At 69.5% G+C, this 11,481-nt stretch carries 9 protein-coding genes; 3 read left to right on the top strand and 6 right to left on the bottom strand.

Features of this window, described 5'->3' with window-relative positions; translation table 11 throughout:
- The first annotated feature begins 36 nt into the window (after window positions 1–36).
- The 3 genes from AC1AYD_RS03915 to AC1AYD_RS03905 all read left to right on the top strand — a co-directional run bounded on the left by AC1AYD_RS03915 (window position 37) and on the right by AC1AYD_RS03905 (window position 3,635).
- Window positions 37–876 carry an ABC transporter permease gene (locus AC1AYD_RS03915; protein WP_476502601.1) on the top strand — a complete coding sequence of 280 codons (840 nt, stop codon included), beginning with the start codon at window positions 37–39 and terminating at the stop codon, window positions 874–876.
- A gap of 316 nt (window positions 877–1,192) precedes the next feature.
- A complete protein-coding gene (locus AC1AYD_RS03910; RefSeq protein WP_476531606.1) occupies window positions 1,193–2,251 on the top strand; it encodes an ABC transporter substrate-binding protein in 1,059 nt (352 codons plus the stop codon).
- A 187-nt stretch (window positions 2,252–2,438) separates the two neighbouring features.
- Window positions 2,439–3,635: a nucleoside hydrolase gene (locus tag AC1AYD_RS03905; RefSeq protein ID WP_476544687.1), complete on the top strand. Its 1,197-nt coding sequence runs from the start codon at window positions 2,439–2,441 to the stop codon at window positions 3,633–3,635.
- Window positions 3,636–3,647: 12 nt separating this feature from the next.
- Here the strand turns inward: AC1AYD_RS03905 and AC1AYD_RS03900 are convergent, their stop codons facing one another.
- From AC1AYD_RS03900 to AC1AYD_RS03875, 6 genes are all read right to left on the bottom strand, one after another.
- Window positions 3,648–4,439, bottom strand: coding sequence for an isoprenyl transferase (locus tag AC1AYD_RS03900; protein ID WP_476502596.1), 792 nt, complete (start codon window positions 4,437–4,439; stop codon window positions 3,648–3,650).
- Window positions 4,440–4,444: 5 nt separating this feature from the next.
- Window positions 4,445–5,260, bottom strand: a complete 816-nt coding sequence (gene recO / locus AC1AYD_RS03895) for a DNA repair protein RecO (protein WP_476502595.1) — start codon at window positions 5,258–5,260, stop codon at window positions 4,445–4,447.
- A gap of 120 nt (window positions 5,261–5,380) precedes the next feature.
- Window positions 5,381–7,141: an alpha/beta hydrolase family protein gene (locus AC1AYD_RS03890; RefSeq protein WP_476544707.1), complete on the bottom strand. Its 1,761-nt coding sequence runs from the start codon at window positions 7,139–7,141 to the stop codon at window positions 5,381–5,383.
- 68 nt (window positions 7,142–7,209) lie between these two features.
- Complete coding sequence (gene ispG / locus AC1AYD_RS03885; RefSeq protein WP_476502594.1) at window positions 7,210–8,430, bottom strand: flavodoxin-dependent (E)-4-hydroxy-3-methylbut-2-enyl-diphosphate synthase; 1,221 nt, start codon at window positions 8,428–8,430, stop codon at window positions 7,210–7,212.
- A complete protein-coding gene (gene dxr / locus AC1AYD_RS03880; protein WP_476544706.1) occupies window positions 8,430–9,611 on the bottom strand; it encodes a 1-deoxy-D-xylulose-5-phosphate reductoisomerase in 1,182 nt (393 codons plus the stop codon). The genes ispG and dxr overlap by 1 nt, the downstream gene beginning before the upstream one ends.
- Complete coding sequence (locus AC1AYD_RS03875) at window positions 9,611–11,476, bottom strand: DivIVA domain-containing protein (RefSeq protein ID WP_476544686.1); 1,866 nt, start codon at window positions 11,474–11,476, stop codon at window positions 9,611–9,613. The genes dxr and AC1AYD_RS03875 overlap by 1 nt, the downstream gene beginning before the upstream one ends.
- Between the last annotated feature and the right edge of the window lie 5 nt (window positions 11,477–11,481).

Below are 11,481 nucleotides of genomic sequence, written 5' to 3'. Positions count from 1 at the left end.
ACGTCCCGGCCGCGAGAAGGAAGCAAGGTGACCCTCATGACAGGAACGACGCACACGACCCCGCACGCGGGACCGACGGAACCGTCCGCGTGGACGCGCGTCATCGCGGCGGTCTCGCGCCGCATCCCCACCATCATCGCCGTGGTCGCGCTGTTCGGCGTCTGGGAGGCGTGGGTGCGCATCGGCCACGTGCCCTCCACGATGATCCCCGCGCCGAGCGAGATTCTCCAGGCGACGATCGAGGTATGGCCGACGCTCGGACCGGCGGCGGCCGTGACCACATACGAGGGCGTCGTCGGATTCCTGTTCGCCGTGCTGCTGGGCGTGCTCGTCGGCATCGGACTGTACTGCTCGCGCGTGTTCAACGCCGCGTTCTACCCGCTGCTCGCCGCCGCGCAGACCATGCCGCTCATCTCCATCGCGCCGCTGTTCCTCATCTGGTTCGGCTTCGAGACGTCCGGCAAGATCGTCATCACCGCCGTGTTCGGTCTCTTCCCGGTGGCCGTGCAGACCGTGCGCGGGCTCGAGGCGGTGCCCGAATTCTATTCGGACGTGGCCCTGACCTGCGGGGCGACCCGCTGGTGGACCCTGTGGCACGTGAAGCTCCGCGTCGCGGCCCGCCAGATCTACGGCGGCATCCGTGTGACCGCCGCATACATCTTCGCCACCGCCTCCACCGCCGAATACCTGGGCGCGCGCAAGGGCCTCGGCATCTGGCTGCAGGCCGCGTACAACTCGTTCCGCACGCCGCTCATCTTCTCCGCCACGTTCACGATCATCGCGATGACCTGCCTGCTGCTCATCGCCGTGAACCTGAGCGAGCGCCTGCTGCTCGGCCCGGTCGGCGACGACGCCGATCCCGACGCGGACCAGTGACGCTCCCCATACGCCTCGTTCCCCCCGCTGCTCCCCCTTCCAGGGGGAGCTGTCAGGCCCCGCCTGACTGAGGGGGTACCCTGCCGCGAACTGGCCCCGGCATCGCCGCCATCACCCCTCTACCCTCCCCTCTATAATGGCAAGCGCTTGTCCGGCGTGTGGCAAACGGCCCCCTCTCCCCTTTTCGCTTCGCATGGGAGGGCGGCCGGGGCGCCGGTCGGGCGGACTGTCAGGCCCTCCATGCCGTTCTCTGCCGATCGTCCGTCCGGAGCGACACCCAGAGAACGGTTGAGAGACAACGAACTAGGGATTCATCATGAAGCACAGCCTTGTGACCAAGGCCATCGCCCTCGTGGGCGCGATCGCCATGACGATCGGCGTCGCCGCGTGCGGCCAGAGCAACGACTCCTCCTCCACCGACGGCCTCAAGAAGGTCACGTTCATGCTGTCCTGGGCACCGGACACGAACCACATCGGCGTCTACGTGGCCAAGAACAAGGGTTGGTTCAAGGACCAGGGCCTCGACGTGGACATCGTGGCCGTCGCGCAGGCCGGCGCCGAGCAGGCCGTGAACAACGGCAACGCCGACTTCGCGCTGTCCAACCTCACCAACGTGGGCATGTACAACCTCAAGGGCGCGCACCTCAAGCAGGTGCTGCAGGTCCAGCAGAAGCCGAGCGCCATCTGGTGCGCGCTCGCCTCGAACACCGCCATCAAGTCCCCGAAGGACCTGGACGGCAAGACGTTCGCCACGTTCGGCTCCAACGAGTCCGACGCGGTGGTGCGCCGCATGATCCAGACCGACGGCGGCAAGGGCGAGTTCGACAAGGTGACCGTCGGCACCTCCACGTTCAAGACGCTCGAATCCGGCAAGGCCGACTTCGGCGGCTTCTACGCCACCTGGGAGGGCGTGCAGGCCGACATGTACGGCCCGAAGCTCAACTGCTTCACCGAGCCCGACTACGGCGTGCCCGGCAACGCGGACGCGATCGGCGTGATCACCAGCGACAAGACCATCAAGGAGAACCCGGACCTCGTGAAGAAGTTCACGCAGGCCACCCAGAAGGGCTACGAGTACGCGTACTCCCACCCGGACGACGCGGCGGACATCCTCGTCAAGGAGGCCCCGGACGCGAACCTCGAGACGAAGTTCGTGCGCAAGAGCATGCAGACCATCGTCGACGGCCAGTACTGGGGCGACCCGGCCAAGATCAAGGACGGCTCCTTCGTGCTCGGCACCAACGACTTCGTCGAGCCGCAGAAGTACTTCGACTTCCTCGCCCAGGAGGACGCCTACACGGATTCCCACGACAAGGTGATCCACCAGGCCCCGAACACGAAGGACTTCGCCACCAACGAGTTCCTCGGCAAGTAACGCCGACTCTGTAACGGCTCCCCTTGTCAGGGGAGCTGGCCCGCGAAGCGGGACTGAGGGGTAGTCGACCGCGTATATACGACGGCGTGCTCTCCCCCAGTCGGCTCCCCTTACAGCCCCCTCTGACGAGGGGGCTTTGTCGTTCGGTAGACTGGTCGGCATAGCCATCATGGGAGGGGACGATTATATGGACATCGACCATACGGCCTGCAGGACCCGCGTCGTCGCGTGCGTGGACACGGGCGTCGACGACGCGATGGCGCTCGCGTATCTGCTCGCCTCGGCGGGCGAATGCGAACTGCTCGGCGTGCTCGCCGGCTACGGGAACGTGGACGTGGCCACGGCCGAACGGAACACGCGGATCGTGCTCGACCTGTTCGGCGGGCACGACGTCCCCGTGTTCCGTTCCTCGACGCATCCCTCATGGGCGGACGCGTTCATCCCCGACGCGGGATGCGCGCAGTTCCATGGGGCCGATGGGCTGGGCGGGACCGTCGGCGCGGCGGCGGCCGAACCGTCCGACCCGTCCGACCCGTCGGTACCGGAAGGCGCGATCGTGTCCGTGGGCGGATACCGGACGGACGACCCGCATGCGAATCCGGCGGCTCCGGCCTCGCCGGCAGCCTCCCGTCCCGTCGCCGGATTATCGTACGGCTGCCCCCACCGGCCCACGTCCACGGCCTACGCCGGTCTGGACGCGGACGGGGACGGCATCGACTTCCTCATCGACGCGGTGCGCATGTTCGGCCGCCGCGTGACGGTGCTCTCCACCGGACCGCTCACCGACGTGGACGCGGCGATCCGACGCGCGCCGGACATCGCCCCGAGGCTCAGGCTCGTGATGATGGGCGGCACGCTCACCCAGCCGGGCAACTGCTGGGACGCGGTGGCCGAAACGAACATCATCCAGGATCCGGAGGCCGCGGACCGCGTGTTCCATTCCGGCGCGGACGTGACGATGGTCGGCCTCGACGTGACGCACCAGTGCCTGCTGCCGCGGCGCGCGGTCGCCCGATGGCTCGACGCCGGCACCGACCGCGGCCGGTTCCTCGCGCGGATCGCCGGATTCTCCATCGCCGCGAACCGCAACGCCGATCCGAAGCTCTTCGCGGCCGGCATGCCGTTGCACGACCCGCTGGCCGCGGCGGTCGCCCTCGACCCGACGCTGGTCTCCACGTTCGACGTCGCCCTGCGCGCCGAGACGGCGACCGGCGACTTCACCGGCGTGCGCGGACGCACCACCGGCGACCCCGTGGGGCTCGTCACGCCGGACGTGCCGCGCGTCCACGTCGCCCTCGGCGTGGACGCGGACCGTTTCGTCGGCGAGTTCACCGACCGTCTCGCCATGATGTGCGACGCCCGGCCGCTGCTGAGGTATCTCTGACGCCTCCCCGACTCACTTCTTCACGCCGCCGAACCTGCGATCGCGGTGGATGTAGTGGTCGATGGAGCGCCACAGGACCTCGCGGCCGCAGTCGGGGAACAGCTCGGGCACGAAGTCGAGCTCGGCATAGGCGGCCTGCCAGGGCAGGAAGTTCGAGGTGCGCTGCTCGCCGGAGGTGCGGATCACCAGATCGCAGTCGGGCACGTCGGGCAGGTAGAGGTGGTCGGCGATCATCTTCTCGGTGACGCGGTCGCCGCTGATCTTCCCATCGCGCACGTCCTTCGCGATGGCGGCGCAGGCGTCGGCGATCTCGGCGCGGCCGCCGTAGTTGATGCAGAACACCACGTCGATGACCTTGTTGTGCTTCGTGCGCTCCTGCGCGACCTCGAGCTCGTCGATGACGGACTTCCACAGCTTCGGGCGGCGGCCGGACCAGCGCACACGCACGCCCCACTCGTCCATCTGCGCGACGCGGCGGTGGATGATCTCACGCGAGAAGCCCATGAGGAAGCGCACCTCCTGCGGGCTGCGCTTCCAGTTCTCGGTGGAGAACGTGTACAGCGACAGGTAGCGCACGCCCGCCTCGATCGCGCCGGCGATCGTGTCGAACACGACCGGTTCGGCGGCCTGGTGGCCGTTGGTGCGGATCATGCCGCGCTCCTTGGCCCAACGCCCGTTGCCGTCCATGATGACGCCCACGTGGCGGGGCACCTTGCCCTTGGGGAAGTCGGGGATGCGGGAGGGGTCGGAGAAGGGGGCCGCCGGGATGTTCAGCGACGTGTAGTCCACGTTTTCGAAAGCCATGTCTGTCAATCTAGCAGTCGCATGGAACGTAGCGGGCGCTCGAGATAGTACTCGGCCCAATCCTCCACGAGACGCGCGGTCTCGGGCAGGAGCCCGCGGCCGTCGAGCTCCGTCCAGTCGCCGTCGGTCAGCGCCTCGAGCTGGGCGAGCGCGAGCGGCGTGATGCACTTCGCCTCGGGCGTGTGGTCCTTCGCGCACATGAGGCCACCGGCGGGGATGGACAGGTACACGCCGGCGGAAAGGCCGCCCGTGAAACCGTCCGTGAAACGTTGCGGCTGCTGGGTTTCCGCCGTGCCGCCTTCCGTGGAACCGCCTGTGAAACCATCTGTGAAACGCCGTTGCCCGCAGACGACGCACGCGTGCAGGCGCGGCGACCAGCCGGCGAGCGCGAGCGCGCGCATCACGTAGGAGGCGGAGATCTGGTCGGAGGCGTGCGCGTGCTTGGCGAGCGCGTTCAGCGCGCCGATGAGCAGCCGGTATTGGCCGGCCACGCGCTCCTCCTCCGCGCCGACGATCTTGTCGGCGGTCTCGACGATCACGTTGGCGGCCGTGTACGCGTCGTAGTCGGCGCAGATCGGTTCGGCGTAGGCGGCGACGGATTCGGCCTGGGAGACGACGTCGAGCGAACGGCCCTGCGCGATGAGCAGGTCGGCGCGCATGAACGGTTCGAGGCGTGCGCCGAAGCGTGATTTGACGCGGCGCACGCCTTTGGCGACGGCGCGGATCTTCCCGTGGTTGCGGGTGAGCAGGGTGATGATCCGGTCGGCCTCGCCGAGTTTCGCGGTGCGCAGCACCACCCCTTCGTCTCGATACAGCGGCATGGTTCCCCATTATGGTGCGACGTGTGACCGGCGACGTACGGCCGGGACACCCCCTCAGTCGGCTTCACCGACAGCTCCCCCTCAAGGGGGAGCCAGAGAGAAACCAGAGAAAGAAACACATCAGTAGACGAAGAGGCCCCAGAAGGCGAAGAAGAAGAGGACGTGGAGCATGGCGACGGCGGTGAGCCAGAACAGGACGCGTCCAAAGCGCGTGTCGGCGAGCACCGGTTCGCGTCCGGTCACGATGCCGTGGATGGCGTCGCGCCGGGGCGGCCAGCGCAGCACGCCGCGCCGGGAGGCGACTTCGATGAGCCGCGCGAACACGCGCGACCACGCCCAGACGACGAGCGTGCACACGATCTCGATGACCGGCCAGCTCCACCAGATCATGCCCGGCTCCTCGTCGGGCGCGGCACCCCAGGCGAGTCTGACCACGGCCATGACCACCTGGCCGAGGCCGGCGGCGAACAGGAGGAGCGTCGCCATCGTGGTGACGGTGAGCGTGACGAGCGCGTTGCCGAATCCGTGCCGGAATCCGAGCCCCGGGTAGCGCACGCCCCGGTTGCGCCGCCGCAATCGGAACGCGATGCGCCGGCCCAGCGCGATAAGCCAGGCGACGAGCGTCGCCAGCAGCAGCACGAGCATGCCCGCGTGCAGCACCGTACCGTAGATGGTGAGCGAGCGTCGCGGCGTGAGGTCGTCGGGCACGGCGATCGACTGGTAGATCGTGTCGCCGGCGACGCGTTCCGATGTCTGGCGAAGTCCCGCGGCGGTGCCGGACGCCCAGGCGATCACGTCGTCCACGTAGGCGTCGGCGAATTTGGTGCCGGTCTCCGCCTCGTCGCCGAGCCGCAGCACGTGGTTGGCGACCGGGTAGCTGCGTACGGTCACGTCCTTGTTGCCGGCCGCGTGGGCGAGGGCGAGCATGTGCGTGACGCCGTCGACCTGCGCGGTCATCACGTCCTTCGACCCGTAGGCGATGAGCGTGGGTATGGCGTACGCGGATGTCTCGGGCAGGTCGAGGTCGAAGTTGTGCAGGCCGAACAGCGCCGTGTCCGCGTTGAACACGCGACGCACGATCGACTGGTAGCCGTCGTTCGCGCCGACAAGCGCGAAGTCCTGGGAGACGAAGAAGCCGAGCGAGCGGCGCGGCGTGAACACCATCGGCGACAGGAGGATCTGGAACGCGACGTCCGGATCGTCGGCGAGCAGGTACTGCGAGATCCACGTCGATTCGCTGGTCGCGTAGATGCCGACCTTGGCCGCGTCCACGTCGCTCCGCGCGCGCAGCAGGCCGATCGCGGCGTCGTAGACGCGCGCGGAGGCCGGATAGTCGCGCGTGATGTCGGTGGTGGACCAGACGGGCTTGTCGATGACGGCGGTGACGAAACCGGCCGAGGCGAGCGCCGTGGCCATGTCACCGAACGAGTTGTAGGCGGTGCCGAAGCCGGCGCCGTGCATGAACACGATGCCGGGGCGTTTGCCGGCCGCGCCGGCCGGTCGGCGGATGAGCACGGTCACGTCCTGTGTCTCGCCGTCGCCGTCGCCGTGCACGCGCCACGTCGAGTCCGCGGCGGCGTCGACCTTCACCCGGCGTGCGCCGCCGACCTGCGTGCCGTCGCGGCGCACGGTGATGGAGACCGCCGACTCCCTCACGTCGTACGCGCCTTCGCCGGCGGTCGTCGCGGCGCCTGTCGCGGCGCCGCCCGACGCGCCGTCGAACGTGACGGACGTGTCGTCGGTGAGCGTCGCGACAGTGCGTCCGGTCGGTTCGTTGTCCCACGGCACGGTGGTGAGGTTCGACACGGAGACGAGCAGGCCGATCAGGATGATGAAAATCGGCAGGCTGACGGACAGCCTGCGCCATCGCGACCACGGCATCTCCCGTGTCGCGTCAGTGCTGTCCGATGCATGCTCGTCGCGCGTCACGCCGCTCCCCCGCGTCCGGCTCAGTGGCCGGGATGCTGGATCGGCACGACGACCGGGCCGGTGGAGCCGTCGGGCACCTGGCCCGCGGCCTCCATCTTCGCGGCCATGTCGTTGGCGATCTCGAGCAGCGTTTCGACGATCTGGTCCTCGGGCACGGTCTTGATGACCTTGCCCTTGATGAAGATCTGGCCCTTGCCGTTGCCGGAGGCGACGCCGAGGTCGGCCTCGCGCGCCTCGCCCGGGCCGTTGACGATGCAGCCCATGACGGCCACGCGAATCGGCGCGGTAACGTTCTTGAGGCCGTCGGTCACGGCGGAGGCGAGCTGGATGACGTCCACTTGGGCGCGGCCGCAGCTCGGGCAGGAGATGATGTCGAACTTGCGCGGGCGCAGGCCCATGTATTCGAGCAGCTTGCAGCCGACCTTCACCTCTTCGACGGGCGGGGCGGAGAGGGAGACGCGGATCGTGTCGCCGATGCCTTCGGCGAGCAGGGCGCCGAACGCGAGGCACGACTTGATGGTGCCCTGCCATTGCGGGCCGGCCTCGGTGACGCCGAGGTGCAGCGGCCAGTCGCCCTTGGAGGCGAGCAGGCGGTAGGTCTGGACCATCGTGATCACGTCGTGGTGCTTGACGGAGATCTTGAAGTCGTGGAAGCCGACGTCCTCGAACATGTGGGCCTCCTTCAACGCGGAGGCGACGAGCGCTTCGGGGGTCGGCCCGCCGTACTTGGCGTACAGCTCCTTGTCGAGCGAGCCGGCGTTCACGCCGATGCGCAGGGAGATGCCCGCGTCGGTCGCGGCCTTGCAGATGTCGGGGCCGACCTGGTCGAACTTGCGGATGTTGCCCGGGTTGACGCGCACGGCCGCACAGCCGGCGTCGATCGCCTGGAACACGTACTTCGACTGGAAGTGGATGTCGGCGATGACCGGAATCGGCGACTTGCGGCAGATCTCGGGCAGCGCGTCAGCGTCGTCCTGGCTCGGGACGGCGACGCGCACGATGTCGCAGCCGGCGGCCGTGAGCTCGGCGATCTGCTGGAGCGTGGCGGGCACGTCCGCGGTGAGCGTGTTGGTCATCGACTGCACGGAGATGGGCGCGCCGCCGCCGACCGGCACCGGGCCGACCATGATGCGGCGGGATTTGCGGCGCGGGTGGAGCGGCGACTCGCTGGTCAGCTCGACCGGGTCGCCGGTCTTGCGGAACGGTTTGTTGACGGGGTTCACGGTATTCAACGTATTCATCACTGCTTGTCTATCAGCTCGTCGGCCTTGGCGCGGGCCTCGCGTTCGAGCTGTTCCATTTCCTCCACGTCACGGAACAGCGGGTCGCCGCGCAGCTCGGCGTCCATCAGGTCGAGCACGGCCCTGACCGTGTCGACGATGCCGAGGTAGGGCAGGCGATGTTCGAGGAACGCGTGCACGGCCTGCTCGTTGGCGGCGTTGAGGACCGCCGTGTGCTTCTCGGAGGCGTTGAGGCAGTGGCGCGCGAGGGAGACGGCGGGGAACGCCTCGTCGTCGAGCGGCTCGAACGTCCACGAGGCGGCCTTCGTCCAGTCGCACGCGGCGGCCACGTTCGGCATGCGCGCCGGCGCGGACAGGCCGAGCGCGATCGGCAGGCGCATGTCCGGCGGGGAGGCCTGGCAGATGGTCGCGCCGTCGACGAATTCGACCATCGAATGGACGATGGACTGCGGGTGCACGGTCACGGCGACGCGTTCGGGCGGGATGTTGAACAGCCGGGACGCCTCGATGACCTCGAGTCCCTTGTTCATCAGCGTGGACGAGTTGATGGTGACGACCGGGCCCATGTTCCACGTCGGGTGGTTGAGCGCCTGCTCGGGCGTGATATCGGTCATCTGGTCGCGCTTCATGCCGCGGAACGGGCCGCCGGACGCGGTGACGACGAGGCGCGCCACCTCGGCGTGCGTGCCGGAGCGCAGCGACTGCCAGATCGCGGAATGTTCGGAATCGACCGGGTTGATCTGGTCCTCGCGCGTCTGCGCGCCGAACAGCAGGTGGCCGCCGGCGACGACGGACTCCTTGTTGGCGAGGGCGAGCTGCGAGCCGGCCCTCAGCGCGGCGATCGACGGTTCGAGGCCGATCGAGCCGGTGATGCCGTTGAGCACGACGTTCGCGCCGGAGCCGGCCATCGCGATGACCGCGTCCGGTCCGGCCTGCACCTGCGTGTGCTTCGCGCCGGCCTGCTCGAGCGCCTCGCGCAGCGCGGCCGCCTTCGTCTCGTCGAAGACGGCGACCTGCGGCACGTGGAACTCGGCGGCCTGCCGCGCGAGCAGGTCGATGTGCGCGCCGCCGGCGGCGAGTCCGACGACGGTGAAACGTTCGGGGTGACGGGAGATGACGTCCAGTCCCTGGGTGCCGATGGAGCCGGTGGAGCCCAGGATGACGACGGTGTTGCTGTGGATCACTGCTGCTTCTTTTCGTCGTTGCCGAGACCCGGGAACGACAGGTTGGGGATTTCGAGGTTGCCGTCGTCGGTGGACAGCAACGAGAACGGGTTGGCCTGGACCGCGGGGGCCGGGGCCGGATTGGTCTGGGCCGGCGCGGCGTGGGCCGCATGCGCCGCGTGCGACGCACGGGTGGGCGCCGGCGCGGGGGCCGCGACCGGAGCCTGCGAGGACGTCACGGACGGGATGTCGAGGCGCGGCATCTGCGGCGTGAACGACGGCGCGTCGATGGCCGGGAACTCCTGCGAGACCGCGGCCATATGGGCCAAGGCGGCCAAGGAGCCGGTGGTGGGCTCGGTTTCGGCGGCCGCGGCGGGGGCCGGGGCGGTCGTCTCGTGGGTCGCGGGAGCGGAGGCCACGGGAGCGGGCTGCGCGACCGGCTGCGCGGCAGCCGCGACGCTGATCGGCTGGGTCGGGTACGTCGACGGCGCCGGCTGCACCGGCTGCGCGGGAGCCTCGACGGGCGCGGCCGTAGGAGCCGTGGCGGTCTGGGCAGGCGCAAAGGACGGTGCGGCCTGCACCGGAACAGTCTGCACCGGAGCGGGCGTCATGACCGGAGCCGGAGTCACCGGTTGCGCCGCATGCACCGGCTGCGCGGACGGCGTAAAGGAGACAGGCTGGGCGACAGGGGCCGCCGGCTCGACCGGAGCCGTCTGCACCGGCATCGTCTGTACGGGAGCCGTCTGGACCGGGACCGTGGCCTGAGCGGCGGCCACCGGCTGCACCGGCATCGTCTGCGCGGGAGCCGCGGCCGGGGCGGGCGTCACGACCGGCGTGACCGCGGGGGCGACCGCCGGCGTGGACGCGACCGGCGCGACCGGCGTGGACGCGACGGACGCCGCGGCGGCGTTGCCGGCGAGCACGACGGACGGCGAGGCGACCGGCGGCTCGGGCGACGGGGTGAACAGGCTCTGCTCGGCCTGGCTCAACGCGTCGAAGCTCTCGGCGCGGGCCGCGGCGTCCCGGGCCGGCGCAACGGGCGCGGACACGGCCGGGGCCGCGGCGACGGGCGGGGCGGGCGCGACGGCCGGCGGCGCGTAGCTCTGCGGTGCATCGGAGACGTCGGCCTGCGGCGCGGCCGGACGCTGGTACTGGGCGTCCGGGGAGAACAGCGGGGCGACGCCGTCGACCGGCGCGGCGTCGGACGACGCCGACTGCGCGGACACGGAAGCGGAGGCGTCATCGTCGCCGGTGGTGATGTAGTCGGCGATGCGGGCGAAGGATTCGAGACGGCTCAGCAGCTGCGCGCACGTGTTGAGGAAGTAGTCGACCTGGCGCTCGTCGTAGCCCTTCTTGCCCTTGCGCTGCGTGAACACGGAGTTGGAGACGAAGTCCGCGGTGATCTTGTCGAGATCGCCCACGTCCTTCTTGGATACGCCGTCGAGCCCGAGCTCGGAGGCCGCCTTGTCGGCGATCTGGTCGGAGAGCCTGTCGACCTGCTTGCGGTCGTAGGAGGGGGTGCGCGGCTTGCCGGAGCCGAAGCGTTCGCCTTCGGCGCGGTCGAGGTGCTTGACGATCTCGCGGTACAGCTCCTCCGTCTTCGCCTTCCACGCGATGCGCCCGTGCTGGGAGATCTCCCACGTGGTCTGCTTGTCGACCACGGCGCGTTCGAGGCGGGCGAGCGCCGCGTCCACCTGTGCGACCTCATAGCCGCCGCGGGTCAGATCGAAGGACACGTTCTGGATGTCCCGCTGCGTCAGCTGGGCGCCGTCGCTGTCGTACAACGCGTGCGCCCGCTCCAGAAACGCGTCCACCTGGGCGGGGTCGTAGCCCCACTTGCGCTTGCCTGCCCTGGGGATTCCGGCTTCGGATTGCTGCGCCATGGGCT

Source organism: Bifidobacterium sp. LH_426, assembly GCF_056356875.1.
This window is presented reverse-complemented; position numbering and strand designations above follow the sequence as displayed.

Excerpts from the sequence above, each read along its gene's own strand:
- AC1AYD_RS03915 (WP_476502601.1), top strand. The coding sequence starts at position 37 with ATGACAGGAACGACGCACACGACCCCGCACGCGGGACCGACGGAACCG.
- AC1AYD_RS03910 (WP_476531606.1), top strand. The coding sequence starts at position 1,193 with ATGAAGCACAGCCTTGTGACCAAGGCCATCGCCCTCGTGGGCGCGATC.
- AC1AYD_RS03905 (WP_476544687.1), top strand. The coding sequence starts at position 2,439 with ATGGACATCGACCATACGGCCTGCAGGACCCGCGTCGTCGCGTGCGTG.
- AC1AYD_RS03900 (WP_476502596.1), bottom strand. The coding sequence starts at position 4,439 with ATGGCTTTCGAAAACGTGGACTACACGTCGCTGAACATCCCGGCGGCC.
- recO (WP_476502595.1), bottom strand. The coding sequence starts at position 5,260 with ATGCCGCTGTATCGAGACGAAGGGGTGGTGCTGCGCACCGCGAAACTC.
- AC1AYD_RS03890 (WP_476544707.1), bottom strand. The coding sequence starts at position 7,141 with ATGCCGTGGTCGCGATGGCGCAGGCTGTCCGTCAGCCTGCCGATTTTC.
- ispG (WP_476502594.1), bottom strand. The coding sequence starts at position 8,430 with ATGAATACGTTGAATACCGTGAACCCCGTCAACAAACCGTTCCGCAAG.
- AC1AYD_RS03875 (WP_476544686.1), bottom strand. The coding sequence starts at position 11,476 with ATGGCGCAGCAATCCGAAGCCGGAATCCCCAGGGCAGGCAAGCGCAAG.